Annotated in this window: 12 protein-coding genes and 4 tRNA genes; 6 read left to right on the forward strand and 10 right to left on the reverse strand. The window is 69.1% G+C overall.

The genetic code is table 11. The features are described 5' to 3' along the window. The first annotated feature begins 26 nt into the window (after positions 1-26). A complete protein-coding gene (gene purF / locus ACZ562_RS07105; RefSeq protein ID WP_471174692.1) occupies positions 27-1,556 on the forward strand; it encodes an amidophosphoribosyltransferase in 1,530 nt (509 codons plus the stop codon). Positions 1,557-1,594: 38 nt separating this feature from the next. Continuing rightward, positions 1,595-2,698: a phosphoribosylformylglycinamidine cyclo-ligase gene (purM, locus tag ACZ562_RS07110; protein WP_471174694.1), complete on the forward strand. Its 1,104-nt coding sequence runs from the start codon at positions 1,595-1,597 to the stop codon at positions 2,696-2,698. Positions 2,699-2,776: 78 nt separating this feature from the next. Here the strand turns inward: purM and ACZ562_RS07115 are convergent, their stop codons facing one another. Next, positions 2,777-3,028: a DUF3073 domain-containing protein gene (locus tag ACZ562_RS07115; RefSeq protein WP_471174696.1), complete on the reverse strand. Its 252-nt coding sequence runs from the start codon at positions 3,026-3,028 to the stop codon at positions 2,777-2,779. A 296-nt stretch (positions 3,029-3,324) separates the two neighbouring features. Further along, the gene (locus ACZ562_RS07120; RefSeq protein ID WP_471174698.1) at positions 3,325-4,419 is read right to left on the reverse strand and encodes a Leu/Phe/Val dehydrogenase; all 1,095 of its coding nucleotides are present in this window, start codon (positions 4,417-4,419) and stop codon (positions 3,325-3,327) included. Positions 4,420-4,642: 223 nt separating this feature from the next. Between ACZ562_RS07120 and ACZ562_RS07125 the strand changes: the two genes are divergently transcribed. Next, complete coding sequence (locus ACZ562_RS07125) at positions 4,643-5,494, forward strand: DUF8083 family protein (protein ID WP_471174700.1); 852 nt, start codon at positions 4,643-4,645, stop codon at positions 5,492-5,494. A gap of 512 nt (positions 5,495-6,006) precedes the next feature. Continuing rightward, the gene (bldC, locus tag ACZ562_RS07130) at positions 6,007-6,213 is read left to right on the forward strand and encodes a developmental transcriptional regulator BldC (RefSeq protein ID WP_003949541.1); all 207 of its coding nucleotides are present in this window, start codon (positions 6,007-6,009) and stop codon (positions 6,211-6,213) included. A gap of 461 nt (positions 6,214-6,674) precedes the next feature. On the opposite strand, the gene ACZ562_RS07135 is transcribed toward bldC, so the two are convergent. From ACZ562_RS07135 to ACZ562_RS07170, 8 genes are all read right to left on the reverse strand, one after another. Further along, positions 6,675-6,866, reverse strand: coding sequence for a DUF6274 family protein (locus ACZ562_RS07135; protein ID WP_471174702.1), 192 nt, complete (start codon positions 6,864-6,866; stop codon positions 6,675-6,677). A gap of 162 nt (positions 6,867-7,028) precedes the next feature. Continuing rightward, a tRNA-Asp gene (locus ACZ562_RS07140) sits at positions 7,029-7,103 on the reverse strand. 94 nt (positions 7,104-7,197) lie between these two features. Further along, positions 7,198-11,160 (reverse strand): ATP-dependent RNA helicase HrpA, encoded by a 3,963-nt coding sequence (gene hrpA / locus ACZ562_RS07145; protein WP_471174704.1) that lies wholly within the window; start codon positions 11,158-11,160, stop codon positions 7,198-7,200. 82 nt (positions 11,161-11,242) lie between these two features. Continuing rightward, on the reverse strand, positions 11,243-11,566 hold the full coding sequence (locus tag ACZ562_RS07150) for a hypothetical protein (RefSeq protein ID WP_471174706.1): 324 nt from the start codon (positions 11,564-11,566) through the stop codon (positions 11,243-11,245). 299 nt (positions 11,567-11,865) lie between these two features. Beyond that, positions 11,866-11,939, reverse strand: a tRNA-Phe gene (locus ACZ562_RS07155). 24 nt (positions 11,940-11,963) lie between these two features. Next, a tRNA-Asp gene (locus ACZ562_RS07160) sits at positions 11,964-12,038 on the reverse strand. Between the two features lie 36 nt (positions 12,039-12,074). Continuing rightward, positions 12,075-12,147: transfer RNA gene (locus tag ACZ562_RS07165), tRNA-Glu, on the reverse strand. An 80-nt stretch (positions 12,148-12,227) separates the two neighbouring features. Then, positions 12,228-13,835, reverse strand: coding sequence for a metallophosphoesterase family protein (locus ACZ562_RS07170; protein WP_471174708.1), 1,608 nt, complete (start codon positions 13,833-13,835; stop codon positions 12,228-12,230). Between the two features lie 95 nt (positions 13,836-13,930). Here ACZ562_RS07170 and ACZ562_RS07175 point away from each other — a divergent pair, with 95 nt between their 5' ends. Together ACZ562_RS07175 and ACZ562_RS07180 are read left to right on the forward strand one after the other, a co-directional pair. Beyond that, complete coding sequence (locus tag ACZ562_RS07175; RefSeq protein ID WP_471174710.1) at positions 13,931-14,281, forward strand: metallopeptidase family protein; 351 nt, start codon at positions 13,931-13,933, stop codon at positions 14,279-14,281. An 852-nt stretch (positions 14,282-15,133) separates the two neighbouring features. Continuing rightward, complete coding sequence (locus ACZ562_RS07180; protein ID WP_471174712.1) at positions 15,134-17,290, forward strand: DEAD/DEAH box helicase; 2,157 nt, start codon at positions 15,134-15,136, stop codon at positions 17,288-17,290. Positions 17,291-17,420 lie beyond the last annotated feature (130 nt).

The following is a 17,420-nucleotide window of genomic DNA, read 5'->3' on the forward strand; positions in this document are numbered from 1 at the left end:
GGTCGATCTCGCCTACACTCGGAGCCGTGCCACGTGGTGACGGACGACTCAACCACGACCTGCTCCCCGGTGAGAAGGGCCCCCAGGACGCTTGCGGCGTCTTCGGTGTCTGGGCTCCGGGTGAAGAGGTCGCCAAGCTCACGTACTTCGGGCTCTACGCCCTCCAGCATCGGGGCCAGGAATCCGCGGGAATCGCGGTCAGCAACGGCTCCCAGATCCTCGTCTTCAAGGACATGGGCCTCGTGTCCCAGGTCTTCGACGAGACCTCTCTCGGTTCGCTCCAGGGTCACATCGCGGTCGGTCACGCCCGCTACTCGACCACCGGCGCCTCCGTGTGGGAGAACGCCCAGCCGACGTTCCGTGCCACCGCGCACGGCTCCATCGCGCTTGGCCACAACGGCAACCTGGTCAACACGGCGCAGCTCGCCGAGATGGTCGCCGACCTCCCGAAGGACACCAACGGCCGCTCCACCCGCGTCGCGGCGACCAACGACACCGACCTGCTCACCGCGCTCCTCGCGGCCCAGGCCGACGCCGAAGGCAAGCCGCTGACCATCGAGGAGGCCGCCCACACGGTCCTCCCGCAGGTCAAGGGAGCCTTCTCGCTCGTCTTCATGGACGAGCACACCCTCTACGCCGCCCGCGACCCGCAGGGCATCCGCCCGCTGGTCCTGGGCCGCCTGGAGCGCGGCTGGGTGGTCGCCTCCGAGTCCGCCGCCCTCGACATCTGCGGCGCCAGCTACGTGCGCGAGATCGAGCCGGGCGAGTTCGTGGCCATCGACGAGAACGGCCTGCGCACCTCCCGGTTCGCGGAAGCGAAGCCCAAGGGCTGTGTCTTCGAGTACGTGTACCTGGCCCGCCCGGACACCGACATCGCCGGCCGGAACGTCTACCTCTCACGCGTCGAGATGGGCCGCCGCCTGGCCAAGGAAGCCCCCGTCGAGGCCGACCTGGTCATAGCGACTCCGGAGTCCGGCACCCCCGCCGCCATCGGCTACGCGGAGGCGTCCGGCATCCCCTTCGGCGCCGGTCTGGTCAAGAACGCCTACGTCGGCCGTACGTTCATCCAGCCCTCGCAGACCATCCGCCAGCTCGGCATCCGCCTGAAGCTGAACCCGCTCAAGGAAGTCATCAAGGGCAAGCGCCTGGTCGTCGTCGACGACTCGATCGTCCGCGGCAACACCCAGCGGGCACTGGTGCGGATGCTCCGCGAGGCCGGCGCCGCCGAGGTCCACATCCGGATCTCCTCCCCGCCCGTGAAGTGGCCCTGCTTCTTCGGTATCGACTTCGCCACCCGCGCCGAGCTCATCGCCAACGGCATGACCATCGAAGAGATCGGGACCTCGCTGGGCGCCGACTCCCTGGCGTACATCTCCATCGACGGCATGATCGAGGCGACCACCATCGCCAAGCCGAACCTGTGCCGCGCCTGCTTCGACGGCGAGTACCCGATGGAGCTCCCGGACCCCGAGCTGCTCGGCAAGCAGCTCCTGGAGACCGAGCTGGCCGCCGGTCCGGCAGCCACGGCCGCGGCCGACGCGATCCGTCGCCCGTAAGCCCCGTACGTACTCACCAACCCGAAAGATCCCAGGCAATGTCTGCTGCATCTGATCAGTCGTCTCCGTCGACGGGCACTGCTTCCGGTGCTTCCTACGCGGCTGCCGGCGTCGACATCGAGGCGGGCGACCGCGCCGTCGAGCTGATGAAGGAGTGGGTGAAGAAGACGCAGCGCCCCGAGGTCCTCGGCGGCCTCGGCGGATTCGCCGGCCTCTTCGACGCCTCAGCCCTCAAGCGCTACGAGCGTCCCCTCCTCGCCTCGGCCACCGACGGCGTCGGCACCAAGGTCGACATCGCGCGCCGGCTGGGCGTCTACGACACCATCGGCCACGACCTGGTCGCCATGGTCATGGACGACATCGTGGTGTGCGGTGCCGAGCCGCTGTTCATGACCGACTACATCTGCGTCGGCAAGGTGCACCCCGAGCGTGTCGCCGCCCTCGTCAAGGGGATCGCCGAAGGCTGTGTGCTGGCCGGCTGCGCCCTGGTGGGCGGCGAGACGGCCGAGCACCCCGGACTGCTGGGCCCGGACGACTTCGACGTCGCAGGCGCCGGTACGGGCGTCGTGGAGGCCGACCGGCTGCTCGGCGAGGATCGCATCCGTAAGGGTGACGCGGTCATCGCCATGGCCGCGTCCGGGCTTCACTCGAACGGGTACTCGCTGGTCCGGCACGTCCTGCTGGACCAGGCCGGCCTCTCCCTGGACGCGCACATCGAGGACTTCGGCCGGACCCTCGGCGAGGAGCTCCTCGAGCCTACGAAGATCTACTCGCTGGACTGCCTGGCCCTGACCCGCACCACCGACGTGCACGCCTACAGCCACGTCACCGGCGGCGGACTCGCCGCCAACCTGGCCCGCGTCATCCCCGCCGGCCTGCACGCCGTCGTCGACCGCTCCACCTGGACCCCGGCCCCGGTCTTCGACCTCGTCGGCCGGACCGGTCAGGTCGAACGCCTGGAGCTGGAGAAGACCCTGAACATGGGTGTCGGCATGATCGCGATCGTGCCGGAGGAGTCCACGGACGTGGCCCTGTCGACCCTCGCCGACCGTGGCGTCGAGGCCTGGGTCGCGGGCGAGATCACGGACCGCGGCGACCACGCGACGGGCGCGGAGCTCGTCGGCGACTACGACGCGAGCTGAGGTTCGCGACCGACGGCAGCGCAAAACCCGGTCCGGTGGTGTGAACCACTCAGGACCGGGTCGAGCACTGCTAGGTCGTCAAGCGCCTCGGCGTTGCGACGCGGGACCGGACTCGTCGTCCTCATCGTCCTCGTCGTCGTTGTACAGATCCGCGTACTGGGCGTACGGGTCGTCGTCTTCGTCGTCCTCGAACGGCTCGCCGTTCGGCGGCTGGCTCGAAGTCGAAGCGCCCAGCTCGTTGGCCAGACGCGACAGGTCAGTCCCGCCGCTGTTGTACTTCAGCTGGCGGGCGACCTTCGTCTGCTTGGCCTTGGCCCGGCCGCGCCCCATGGCTCGACCCCCTCGGTGACGGGGCTCGACGGCCCCAGAGTCTTGACACGCGTTCATGATCTGGAACGGGCTCTCCGCAGAGAGACCGGTCCGTAGGGCTTCCACGGTACCTGAGCCCGCGCCCATACGGTACGTCGCCCGCAGGACGTGCCGGGTCCCAGAACCCGCGAGGTGCCCCGTCCCCGCTGGTCAACCGCGATTTTAACCACTTATTGGCGGCCGACCCGCCGACGAACGTGAGAGTTCTCTCTAAGTGCCCGCCGGCGGGTACCGGCCAAACCCGAACGCGCCGTGGATCAGCGCGCCCGGCGGGCCTCCGCCATCCGCTGCTCCGCGATCCGGTCGGCCGCGGCCGCCGGAGGAATCCCGTCCGCCTTCGCACGTGCGAAGATGGCCAGCGTCGTGTCGAAGATCTTCGCGGCCTTCGCCTTGCACCGCTCGAAGTCGAAGCCGTGCAGCTCGTCGGCGACCTGGATGACGCCACCGGCGTTCACGACGTAGTCCGGGGCGTAGAGGATCCCGCGGTCCGCGAGGTCCTTCTCGACGCCCGGATGGGCGAGCTGGTTGTTGGCCGCGCCGCAGACCACCTCGGCGGTCAGCACCGGCACGCTGTCGTCGTTCAGGGCCCCGCCCAGCGCGCAGGGGGCGTAGATGTCGAGTCCCTCGACCCGGATCAGCGCCGCGGTGTCGGCGACCACATCGACGGAGGGATGCTTGTCGGCGATGCGCCGCACGGCTTCCTGCCGTACGTCCGTGACCACGACCTGTGCACCCTCGTCGAGCAGGTGTTCCACCAGGTGGTGCCCGACCTTGCCGACGCCCGCGATGCCGACCTTACGGCCGCGCAGCGACGGGTCGCCCCACAGGTGCTGGGCGCTGGCCCGCATGCCCTGGTAGACGCCGAACGCGGTCAGCACGGAGGAGTCGCCCGCGCCGCCGTTCTCGGGGGACCGGCCCGTCGTCCAGCGGCACTCACGGGCGACGACGTCCATGTCGGCGACGTACGTGCCGACGTCGCACGCGGTGACATAGCGTCCGCCCAGCGAGGCCACGAACCGGCCGTAGGCGAGGAGCAGCTCCTCGGTCTTGTCGCGGTCCGGGTCCCCGATGATCACGGCCTTGCCGCCGCCGTGATCCAGACCGGCCATGGCGTTCTTGTACGACATCCCGCGGGCGAGGTTCAGCGCGTCGGCGACGGCTTCCTCGTCGCTCGCATACGGGTAGAAGCGCGTACCGCCGAGCGCGGGGCCCAGGGCGGTGGAGTGGATGGCGATGACGGCCTTGAGTCCGCTGGCGCGGTCCTGACAGAGCACGACTTGCTCATGACCCCCCTGGTCCGAGTGGAACAGGGTGTGCAGTACATCAGCAGGTGCGCCGGTTACGTCGGTCACTGTGGTGACTCCTGGGTAAGAAGCGGCGGTCGGAGAGGAGCTCCCGTACGGGTGGCGGGGGCTGTGAGCACGAGATTAGAGCCTGGGTGCCCCCGCCGGTCGCGCAGTGCTCAGGATCACCTACTCCCGGAGTACTCCCGTGCGACGATTTGCATAGATTTCCCGCAGGTTTGTGAGCGGGTTCCGAAGGTTTTCCCGGAAGTGGGCGGGGGAGGGAGCAGGCGTGCCCAAGGTGTCCTCGGTGATCGTCCCGTACGCGGCGTACCTGCGCGTCTACGAACCGCTGGCCGCCTTCCCGGAACCCGAGCGCACCCACTGGGCCCGCTACGCCCGCCGCACCGACCACCCCTCGTACCAGGACGAACTGCGCCGCTCCCTGGCCGACCTGCTGCCCACCCCGCCCATCCCGGTGCCGGTCCACGAGAGCAGCGACGCCTTCGTGCTCGACGTCGACGGCGTGGTGTGCGTGTGCCCCTGGCGTACCCGGCTGCGCGGCTGGCAGGCCCTGGGCGAGCTGGCCGACGAGCTCCCGGCGCCCGTCCTGGACGCCGTGCTGCCGCAGGTCGTGCGGCGCCAGGCGGCCCAGGACTACGAGCGCTGGCTGGTCCGGAACCCGGACGCCCGCCCCTGGATCCGCACGGCGACCTGGCAGGTGCCGCTGAACTGGTTCGTGCTGGTCTCCGACGACGAGCGGGAGCACGGCAAGGATTCCGGCGACGCCGGCGGCGAGGCGCCGGTGCTGCGCTACCGGACCCCGATGGTCCAGGCGCGCCGGCGGGTGGCGCGGGCCCTGAGGGCGCTCAGGGAGGCCATCGACGAAGGGCCGCTGATCGACGGTGTGGTGGACGTCGGCCGCTGGCTGGAGGAGTTCCACCCGCGCTCGCTGGTGGAGCTGGACTACGGCGGCCTGGTGCACGTGCTGCCGGCCGGGGAGCTGGCGGACGATCACTCGGCGGCGGATGTGGCCGAGGGGATCGAGGCGCTGCGGCACGGCGACGGGGCGGCCGCCGGCGAGGCGTACGGGCGGCTCGTGGAGCGCTGGCGATCGGTGCGCGACCGGCGCTCGGCGAACTGACGTTTGACCTGACGCCCATTTTGGGGTTTCGTCCTCGCACCGGGTTTGTCCTGAGGTTTCGTCAACAACGGACGTAGGTCCCGATCCGGGCGTTTGCTGTTCAAGCGTGACGGACCGCACGTACGCGGCCCTTGCGTCCCTTGCCCCTCCTCGTGCCAAAATAGGACAAGGAGCCTGGGGGAGGCTCCGTCTGCCCAACTATGGGTGGATCTCAGCATTGCACGCAATGGGGGGTCTGGTGCCTCCTGATCGCCCTGTGACTGATCGTCACAGTGGCGTGACTGTCCGCTATGGCATGGTCCATCGGCTTCCGTCGCTGATGAACACCTGGGAGGGCAATTCCATCGGTTTGGCCGACGCGGCTGGACAGATGGTGTAGTTGTAGTGCCGAGGACAAGCCGTTCGTCCTATAACCGACTCGACTCGCGTCCGCCATTTCGGGCAACGCGGGTCAAGGTGCAGAATTTAGAGGAAAGAACCGAGAAGGTTCGGTTCTCCCGAGGAGGCCGCTCATGACCGCTCGCACCCCTGATGCCGAGCCGCTGCTGACCCCGGCTGAGGTCGCCACAATGTTCCGCGTCGACCCCAAGACGGTCACGCGGTGGGCGAAGGCCGGCAAGCTCACGTCGATCCGCACGCTCGGCGGGCATCGCCGTTACCGCGAGGCCGAGGTCCGCGCACTGCTCGCGGGCATCCCGCAGCAGCGCAGCGAGGCCTGAACAACTGAATAGCCGGGCAGAACCGACAGGTCCCCCATCCTGCCGACACGCCCGGAACCACAGCTCCAAGCGACGCGGGTCCTGCCCCAACAGGCCCCACGCCCAAGCTCTTCGAAGCTTTCCGAGCAAGACACAGGGTGCGTCGTGGATCGCGCTGGACTCCGCCGGGTCCAGCGCGATCTTTTTTGTGCGCGGGGCGTGTCCGACGGGCCGCGCCGTGAGCTCCCTTGTCGGAGTCTGGGGAGGGGTGTCGGATCTCCTGCGGGCACCTCCCGGACTGGTGCAATTGCACATATTAAATTGACCTGTTGCAGGTGAGGGGGAAGTACCGCGGTTTCAGAAACTCATGCGGTGACACCCGTCACACCACGCGCCGCTTGTTGCTCCTGGTGCGTGTGCGCTAAAGGAGGGCACTCGGCCCAGCGTCCCACGGCGGGGCGGCTGTTGAGCACGGGCGCCAGTCACGCCGGAGACGGACTCTCGCCCTCGACGGCTTCCCGCGGAACCTCCACGGCTCGCGGAGCGGTGTCCATCGCCAGCCGCAGCAGGTGATGGCAGATCGGGCAGTGGCGGGTCAGATGGCGAAACGACGAAGCGGCCGACAGGTGCGCGCGGAGCAACGCCCGTGTCTCGTGCCGTGCCGATGCCGCCATACGCCACCTCCGCGGGCCGTACGGGAGAACGGGCCCCTGGTCTCTGGGTACCGAGGGAACGTGACGCCGTCAAGACGGCCTGACGGCCGCACGACGGCGACAGAGGGGAAGTCACACGCAGGAGAGCCCGGGTCCGAAGACCCGGGCTCTCCTTGTTCACTGCGGTCCTGACGGGATTTGAACCCGCGGCCTCCACCTTGACAGGGTGGCGAGCACTCCAAACTGCTCCACAGGACCAGGTTTCACGGCACTTGGTGGTGCGCTGTGCTGCGAGAAGAGACTGTACAGGAGGGTGAGCCCCCGGTCGAACTCACCCTGTGTGCGGTACCCGTCACGGAACCGCCGCGTCGATCGCCTTCACGATCCGCTTGTCGGAGACGGGGTACGCAGTGCCGAGGGCGTGGGCGAAATAACTGACCCGGAGCTCCTCGATCATCCAGCGGATGTCAAGGACCGACGAAGGAACCGGACGGCCCTGCGGCATCTGCTCCAACAGCCACGCGTACTCGTCCCGCATCTCGTGGACCTTCTCCATCCGGGTCGTGTCCCGCTGCACACCCGTCGGCATCTGCTGCAACCGCCGGTCCGCCGCGACCAGGTAGCGCATGAGGTCGGGCAGCCGCCGTATCCCCGCCTCCGTCACGAAGCCCGGCTTCACGAGGGCGTCGAGCTGCCCCCGTACGTCCTGGAGGTTCGGCAGCAGCGCAGGACTCCGTACGGCCTTCAGACGGCGCTCACAGGCCTGCCAGGCGGCAAGAACCTGCTGGACCTGGCCCACCGTCCGGACCGTCGTGTCGACGATCTCCGCGCGCACCTTGTCGTACAGCTTCCGGTACGACTCCTCGTCCCACGCCGGCCCCCCGAAGTCCCCGATCAGCTTGTCGGCCGCCGCCATCGCACAGTCGTCGAACAGTGCCTGGACCGAACCGTGCGGGTTCGCGGACAGGGCGAGCTTCTGCGCGTTCGTCAGGCGGTCGCTCGCGAATTTCGCGGGGTTCACCGGGATGTTGCGCAGGATCAGGCGCCGCGTGCCCTTCCACATCGCCTCCGCCTGCTCCGCCTCGGTGTCGAAGAGGCGGACGGAGACGGTGTTCGCCGCCGGTCCGTCGTCGACCAGCGCCGGGTACGCCTTCACCGGCTGACCCGCCCTGCGGGTCTCGAACACGGGGGTGAGCGAACCGAGCGTCCAGTCGGTCAGGCCCCCGCGCTCCAGGGACTCGCCGCCCTCGCGCTCGGCCGTGGCCGCCGCGGCCTGCGAGAGGGCCTGGCGCGCCTTCGGCTTCAACCGGAGCTTCAGCGCCTCCAGATCCTTGTCCTCGGCGAGCTTGCGGCGCCGCTCGTCGACGATCCGGAAGGTGACGCGCAGGTGTTCGGGGACCTTCGCCCAGTCGAAGTCGTCGGCGGTGAAGGGGACGCCGACCATGCGCTTGAGCTCGCGCGCCATCGTCGTCGTCAGCGGCTCCTGCAACGGGACCGCCTGGTCCAGGAACCGCTTCGCGAAGTTCGGCGCCGGCACGTAGTTGCGGCGGATCGGCTTCGGGAGGGAGCGGATGAGCTCCGTCACCAGCTCTTCCCGCAGCCCAGGGATCTGCCAGTCGAAGCCCTCGTCACTGACCTGGTTGAGCACCTGGAGCGGGACGTGGACCGTCACACCGTCCGCGTCGGCACCCGGCTCGAACTGGTACGTCACCCGGAATTTAAGATTCCGCTGCCGCCACGAGTCCGGATAGTCGGCCTTGGTGACCGCCTCCGCCGACTCGCGGATGAGCATCTCCCGCTCGAAGTCGAGGAACTCGGGCTGCTCGTGCCGCTTCCTCTTCCACCACGAGTCGAAGTGCGCCCCGGAGACGACGTGTTCGGGCACCCGCTGGTCATAGAAATCGAACAGCGTCTCGTCGTCGACCACGATGTCCCGGCGCCGCGCCCGGTGCTCCAGCTCCTCCACCTCGCTGAGCAGCCTGCGGTTGTCGGCAAAGAACTTGTGGTGCGTACGCCAGTCACCCTCCACCAGGGCATTGCGGATGAAAAGCTCGCGACTCGTCTCCGGGTCGACCCGGCCGTAGTTGACCTTCCGCTGGGCGATGATCGGTACGCCGTACAGCGTGACCTTCTCGTACGCCATCACCGCCGCCTGGTCCTTCTCCCAGTGCGGCTCGCTGTACGTCCGCTTCAGGAGGTGCTCGGCAAGCGGCTCGACCCACTCGGGCTCGATCTTCGCGTTGACACGCGCCCACAGCCGCGAGGTCTCCACCAGCTCGGCCGACATCACGAAGCGCGGCGGCTTCTTGAAGAGGGCCGAACCAGGGAAGACCGCGAACTTGGCGCTGCGGGCACCCAGGTACTCGTTCTTCGCCCCCTCCTTCACGTCCTTCATCCCGATGTGCGACAGCAGACCGGCCAGAAGGGACACGTGGATACGGTCCGCCGGGGCGTCCTCCTCATTGAGGTGGATGCCCATCTGCTTGGCAACGGTGCGGAGTTGGCTGTAAATGTCCTGCCATTCGCGAATGCGCAGGAAGTTCAGGTACTCCTGCTTGCACATGCGCCGGAAGGACGAAGAGCCGCGCTCCTTCTGCTGCTCACGCACATAACGCCACAGGTTGAGGTAGGCGAGGAAGTCGCTCGTCTCGTCCTTGAAACGGGCGTGCTGCTGGTCGGCCTGGGTCTGCTTCTCGGCCGGACGCTCACGCGGATCCTGGATGGACAGCGCGGCCGCAATCACCATGACCTCGCGGACACAGCCGTTCCGGTCCGCCTCCAGGACCATACGGGCCAGCCGCGGATCGACAGGCAGCTGGGCCAGCTTGCGGCCGGTCTGCGTGAGCCGCTTGCGGACGTCCTTCTGAGCCGGGTCCAGCGCACCCAGCTCCTGCAGCAGCTGGACGCCGTCGCGGATGTTGCGGTGGTCCGGCGGGTCGATGAACGGGAACTTCTCGATCTCTCCGAGGCCGGCCGCGGTCATCTGCAGGATGACACTCGCCAGATTGGTACGGAGGATCTCCGCGTCCGTGAACTCCGGCCGCGCGTCGAAGTCGTCCTCGCTGTACAGGCGGATGCAGACACCGTCGCTGGTCCGTCCGCAGCGGCCCTTGCGCTGGTTGGCGCTCGCCTGGGAGACCGGCTCGATGGGCAGCCGCTGGACCTTGGTGCGATGGCTGTACCGGGAGATCCGGGCGAAGCCGGGATCGATGACGTACTTGATGCCCGGAACGGTCAGAGACGTCTCGGCGACATTCGTCGCCAGAACGATCCTGCGGCCGGTGTGCGGCTGGAAGACACGGTGCTGCTCGGCGTGGGAGAGCCGGGCATACAGGGGCAGGACCTCGGTGAAGCGGTAATTCTTCCTGACGAGCGCGTCCGCGGTGTCACGGATCTCCCGCTCTCCCGAAAGAAAGACGAGAATGTCCCCCTTGCCCTCCGCCTGGAGCTCCTCGACGGCATCACAGATCGCGGTGATCTGATCCCGGTCGGCATCGTCGCCGTCCTCCTCGAGGAGCGGCCGATAACGCACCTCGACGGGATACGTCCGGCCGCTCACCTCGACGATCGGCGCATCGCCGAAATGCCGCGAGAAACGCTCCGGGTCGATGGTCGCGGAGGTGATCACGACCTTCAGATCCGGCCGCCTGGGCAGCAGCTGAGCGAGGTACCCCAGCAGGAAATCGATGTTGAGGGACCGCTCGTGAGCCTCGTCGATGATGATCGTGTCGTAGGCACGCAGCTCGCGGTCCGTCTGGATCTCGGCGAGCAGAATGCCGTCCGTCATCAGCTTCACGAACGTCGAGTCCTGGTTCACCTGATCGGTGAACCGCACCTTCCAGCCGACAGCCTCGCCCAGCGGCGTCTCCAGTTCCTCCGCCACCCGTTCGGCCACCGTACGGGCGGCGATACGACGGGGCTGCGTGTGCCCGATCATGCCCCTGACCCCGCGCCCCAGCTCAAGACAGATCTTCGGAATCTGCGTCGTCTTGCCCGACCCCGTCTCACCGGCGACGATGACGACCTGATGATCACGGATGGCCGCCGCGATCTCGTCCTTCTTCTGGCTGACCGGCAACTGCTCGGGGTAGGTCACGGCGGGCACGCGCACACGCCGCTCACCCATCCGGGCCTCGGCCTTCCCGACCTCAGCCGCGATCTCGGCCAGAACGGCGGCACGAGCCTCCGGCTTACGGATCTTGCGCGCGCCTTCGAGCCTGCGCCCGAGCCGTTGCGCGTCGCGCAGAGACAGCTCGGTCAGGCGAAGGGCAAGGGCGCCGAGGGCGGGGGTGCCGGGGGCAGGATGCGTAGACATACGCCGTCCAGGATCTCATCCCCGGGAAATACGTGGCGAACGCTTTTGCCGTCGGCGGCCGGCGGTGACGTACGCCCCCGCCTCACTGGCTACGAGGCGCCGGCGGGGCCGTCGGCGCCGAAGCCGTCTGCTCGCGCCGAAGACCGGTGTCCCCCAACGCGATGGACCTCGCCGTATTGGACACGGCCTTGATCCCCAAATAGGCCGTGGTCATGCTGCTCACCGCCGTGAAGGCCGCCGTCAGGACACCGACGATCACCGCCCTGTCACCGTCGAGCCGCCACACCCCGAAAATCGCCACCCCGGAGATCGCCAGATTGCTCAGCACCACCGCGAGCAGCCCGTACCGCGCCCGGTCCTTCTCCAGCTCGACATCCCGAACGGCCTTGGCCTCGTCCCGGCTCATCGTCCCCCGCCTCCCCCGCCCCCTGGGCCGCCCCGGCCCTTCACCGGCCAGCCAGAACGTAGCGCCACCGGGAGGCGCTGCCAAGCGAACGCATGAACGCAGGACGACCCACCGCGACGACGCGGTCACACCATCAAAGCCGGCCGGTCGGCCTGTGCGGCCGGTGCACGGGGGTCTGCGGGGCCGAGCCACAGGGCCCTGCCCTCACGCTCGTGCCAAGAGCGTGATCCACAAGGCATACAGCGTGATCCACAAGGCATACAACAAGGCCCCGATCCAAAGATCGGGGCCTTCAGTTGTGGCTGGGGCCGGGGTCGAACCGGCGACCTATCGCTTTTCAGGCGATCGCTCGTACCAACTGAGCTACCCAGCCACGAGGCTTCTTGAGAAACCTCAGCGGTCCTGACGGGATTTGAACCCGCGGCCTCCACCTTGACAGGGTGGCGAGCACTCCAAACTGCTCCACAGGACCAGGTTTGTGTACGACAGTGTCGCACACGATCTTGCGTGCCCCCAACGGGATTCGAACCCGTGCTACCGCCTTGAAAGGGCGGCGTCCTAGGCCGCTAGACGATGAGGGCTATCGGCCCGCCTGGGCGCTTCTCAGCGCGTCGGGGACGTGAGAAGCATATGGGATGCCGGGAGGTATCGCCAAAACGGTTTAAGGGGCGGTCTCCGCAGGGGTGCGGGAGGGGGTGCCCGACGGGGTTCCCGACGTCGTGCCCGAGGGAGTCGGCGGTTTCGTCGGGGCTCCCGGCTGGTTCTCCTCCGGAAGGTGGCGGCTGACCTCTGCCGTCGTCAGGCCCAGGCCCCCCAGTTCGATCTCGTCCCAGGCCTGGAGGCGGTGCGTGGCCCGGTCCACGTAGAGGATCGACGCCTCGATCGGGTCGGGGTACTTGCCCTCGACCGCGCGCAGCCCGCTGCCGCCGGTCGATCCTTCGACGCGCAGCCGGGTGCCGTTCTTCATGACCTGCATCTCCTCGTGGTGGAGGTGACCCGCCAGGACCAGGGGGACCTCGCCGTCCGTCCGGCGGGCCGCCGAGGGTTCGTGGGCGATGGCGATGTCGACGGGGGTGCCGGCGGTCCGCTGGGCGCGGAGTGCGGCGGCGAGGCGGGTGCCGGCCTGTTCCTGTGATGCGTTCGCGCCTGGTGTGGTGGAGCGGTCGGGGGTGAACTGGGGGTCGCCGATGCCGGCGAAGCGCAGGCCGGCGATGGTCTCGGCCCGGCCGTCGTCCAGGACGTGGACGTTCTTGATGTCTTCCAGGTAGCGCTGGGTGACGAGTGAGTCGTGGTTGCCGCGGACCCAGATGTAGGGGGCTCCGAGGTCGGCGATGGGGTCAAGGAAGCCGTTCTCCGCTGCGGTGCCGTGGTCCATGGTGTCGCCGGAGTCGACGATCACGTTGACCTTGTACTGGTCCACCAGCGAACCGATGATCTTCCAGCTGGCCGGGTTCAGGTGGATGTCCGAGACGTGCAGTACCCGGATGGTGCTCGGGTCCGGCCGGTAGGCGGGCAGGGTGGAGGTGACGTCGTACAGCTTGGTCACGTTCGTCACCAGGCGGGCCAATTCCTGTTGGTAGACGTTGAATTCGGTGACGATGCTGCGGGCGTTGCCGACGAGGGAGGGGGCGGAGGAGAGGAGTCCGGAGAATTTGGGTTCCAGGACCGATTCCGGGTTCCAGGTCGCGTAGGCGGAGGCTCCGGAGGCGGCGAGGAGGGTGAGGGCGAGGCCGCCGGCGGCGAGGGCGCGGCGGGGGCGGCGGTAGACGGCGAGGCCGAGCGCGGTGGCTCCGGTGAGGACGGCTACGCAGGAGCGCAGGGCGAGGTCCAGGGTGCCGTGCTGGACGTCGTGCGTGACTTCGTCCTGGAGGCCGGAGATGCGTTCGGGGTGGTCGACGAGGGCCTGGGAGCGGGCGGGGTCGAGTTGGTCGACGTTCACGTCGAGGCGGACGGGGGCGTGGTGGCTGTTCAGCTGCAGGGCGCCGAGGGGCGAGATGTTGATCTTCGTGCCGCCGGTGAGTGAGGGCCGGAGGGTCATGGTCGTGTTCATGGGGCCGACGGGGGTCCGTACGTTGCCGACGATCAGCAAGCCCAGCCAGGCGCCGAGAAGGACGACGGCGATTAGGCCGATGGCGCGGGTCCAGGGGCGCGGCTGGGGGACGAGTTCGAGGGTCGGGCGCGGGCGGGGGGTGCGCGGGGCCCTTCGAGGGCGCGGGGACCTTGCTACGGCGGTCAGTGCTTTGCGGGCGGCGACGGGGACGCGGGCCATTGGTCCCGTATGCCCAAGTAGGGGCGCCGGTATGCCGGAGGGCTCGTGGGTCTCGTACGAGGGCTGCGGGGGGTGTCGTAACGGACAATGGGTCTGTGCTGGAGATGACGCGTGAGGAGTTCGAGGAACTGGTCGCGGAGGCGCTGGACCGGATTCCGCCGGAGTTGACGCGGCTGATGGACAACGTCGCGGTGTTCGTCGAGGACGAGCCGCCGGCGGACGATCCCGAGTTGCTCGGGCTGTACGAGGGGACTCCGCTGACCGATCGCGGGGAGTGGTATGCGGGTGTGCTGCCGGACCGGATCACGGTCTACCGGGGGCCGACGCTGCGGATGTGCGAGACGCGGGAGGAGGTCGTCGAGGAGACCGAGGTGACGGTGGTCCACGAGATCGCGCACCACTTCGGGATCGACGACGCGCGGCTGCATGCGCTCGGGTATGGCTGAGTTCCCCGGGTGCCGGGCGCGTGTCCTCCTGTGGGCGGCGGGAGTTGGGCAGGTCGGCTTCGTCACTCGTCCGCCCTCGGAGGTGGCTTCCGTGCGCCCCTTGTACGTACCCGTTCGTCTGGCCGCCACGGTCATGGCCGTCGCCGTCGCCGCCGGCTGTATGAGCGTGGGTGATGACGAGGGAGGGGGGAGTGCGACGCCGTCGCACTCCGCCGGGCGCCGGGGCGGGGAGGCGTCGGACGGGGGATCGGCTGTGTCGGGCGGCGGGTCGGGGTCGGGGGCGGCGGGGGCTGACGGCAAGCAGGGGAAGGGGAGGGGGAAGGGCAAGGGGAAGCACGGGAAGCCGGCGTCTCCTTCGGCGCCCGTGGCCGCGAGCGGGTCCCCTTCCGCGGGAGCCGGGCCGGGGACGCCGGTGGGGCCTGGGGTGCCGTCGCCGACGAGGGCGCAGCCGACGCCCACGCGATCGGTGGAACCGGAGCCGGAGCCGTCACCGCCGCCCGTGTCGCCGTCGCCGGAGCCCTCGGTGGCTGAGCCGTCGTCTTCGGCGCATGAGGAGACGGGGCCGCAGCTGGTGCAGCGGGAGCCGGTGCCGGTGGCGGGCGTACCCGCGTAGTGGTTGCCTCGGTGGGGGCGCGGGGTGTGACGTACGTCTATGTGGCTCGGTTTGCCTTCGGGGGTGATGGGTGCGTATGGTGGTAGATCGTTTGATCCCATTTGCCCGGCGCCACTGCAGAGCGCGCCGTGTGGCGCGTACTCTCCCTTGCCGTGGCGGACCGCATTGAGGCGGTCGTATTGCGAATCACGGAGTTGACGGGCGCGTGCCGACGAGACTCCGGAAGGTTTCGCATACGCATGTCCATTTCCAGTGCTGATCACGTCGTCGTGCCCGAGAACGAAGGCACCGAGGACGCTCCCGAGGTCACCTTCGCGGACCTCGGTCTCCCCGAGGGCGTGGTGCGCAAGCTCGCCCAGAACGGCGTGACCACTCCCTTCCCGATCCAGGCCGCGACCATCCCGGACGCCCTGGCCGGCAAGGACATCCTCGGCCGTGGCCGCACCGGCTCCGGCAAGACCCTCTCCTTCGGTCTGCCCACGCTGGCCATGCTGGCCGCCGGGCGCACCGAGAAGCGCAAGCCGCGCGCCGTCATCCTCACGCCCACGCGTGAGCTGGCGATGCAGGTCGCGGACGCGCTGCAGCCTTACGGCGACGTCGTTGGCCTGAAGATGAAGGTCGTCTGCGGCGGTACGTCGATGGGTAACCAGATCTACGCCCTGGAGCGTGGCGTCGACATCCTCGTGGCCACGCCGGGCCGCCTCCGCGACATCATCAACCGCGGTGCGTGCTCGCTGGAGGACGTGCAGATCGCCGTTCTCGACGAGGCCGACCAGATGTCCGACCTGGGCTTCCTGCCCGAGGTGACGGAGCTGCTCGACCAGGTCCCGGCCGGCGGCCAGCGCATGCTCTTCTCCGCGACGATGGAGAACGAGATCAAGACCCTCGTGGACCGCTACCTCAATGAGCCCGTCTCGCACGAGGTGGACGCGGCGCAGGGCGCGGTGACGACCATGTCGCACCACATCCTGATCGTGAAGCCCAAGGACAAGGCGCCGGTCACCGCCGCGATCGCCTCGCGCAAGGGCCGCACCATCATCTTCGTCCGCACCCAGCTGGGCGCCGACCGTGTCGCCGAGCAGCTGCGCGACGCGGGCGTGAAGGCGGACGCGCTGCACGGTGGCATGACACAGGGCGCGCGGACCCGGACGCTGGCCGACTTCAAGGACGGGTACGTCAACGTCCTGGTCGCCACGGACGTTGCGGCGCGCGGCATCCACGTCGACGGCATCGACCTCGTTCTGAACGTGGACCCGGCGGGCGACCACAAGGACTACCTGCACCGTGCGGGCCGTACGGCTCGTGCCGGCCGCACCGGCACCGTCGTCTCGCTCTCGCTGCCGCACCAGCGGCGTCAGATCTTCCGGCTGATGGAGGACGCGGGCGTCGACGCCGGCCGACACATCATCAATTCCGGTACGGCTTTCGAGCCCGAGGTCGCCGATATCACCGGCGCCCGTTCGATGACCGAGGTCCAGTCGGAGTCTGCGGCCAACGCGGCGCAGCAGGCCGAGCGCGAGGTAGCCCACCTCTCGAAGCAGCTGGAGCGGGCGCAGCGGCGCGCGAGCGAGCTGCGCGAGGAGGCCGACCGTCTGGTCGCCCGGGTCGCCCGTGAGCGCGGCGAGGACCCGGAGACGGCGGTGGCCGAGGCGCAGGCCGCTGCGGCCGAGGTCGTCGAGGCGTCGGTGCCCGAGCAGCCGGTGGCGCAGGACGTGGACCGGGTTGAGCGCGCGGAGCGTTCGGAGGGTTCGTCCTCGTACGAGCGCCGGGACGGTGACCGTGGCGGCTTCCGCCGGGACGACCGGGCGGGCCGTTCCTTCGACCGTGACCGTGGCGGCCGTTCCTTCGAGCGTCGTGACGGTGACCGTGGCGGCTTCCGCCGGGACGACCGGGCGGGCCGTTCCTTCGACCGCCGGGACGAGCGTCGTGAGGAGCGTCGTGACGGCGACCGCGGGGGTCGTTCCTTCGAGCGCCGTGACAACGACCGTGACCGTGGCGGCCGTTCCTTCGAGCGCCGTGACAACGACCGTGGCGGCTTCCGCCGCGATGACCGCCGTGACAACGACCGTGGCGGCTTCCGCCGGGACGAGCGCCGGGACGGCGACCAGGGCGGTCGTTCCTTCGACCGTGACCGTGGCGGCCGTTCCTTCGAGCGTCGTGACGGCGACCGTGGCGGCTTCCGCCGGGACGACCGCGCGCCTCGTTCCTTCGACCGCCGCGACGAGCGCGGCGGACACCGCGGCAGCGACCGTCCGTTCAACCGCGACCGCCGCGACGACCGGCCGGGCTTCCGCTCCGGCGGCCATGACCGCCCGTTCGGCCGTCGTGACGACCACCGCGGCACGGGTTCCATCGGCCGCCGCGAGGACAAGCCGCGCTGGAAGCGCAACGGCTGACGCCGACTGATCTGATCCCGGAAGGGCCCGTACGACTGCGGTCGCACCGGGTCCTTCCGGCGTTTCCGGCCCGGGAAGCGGCGGCGCGGAAAAGGCTCTTCCGGCAAGGATCGTTCGCCGCGCTGGTCAA

This window comes from Streptomyces sp. NPDC040410, assembly GCF_055595715.1.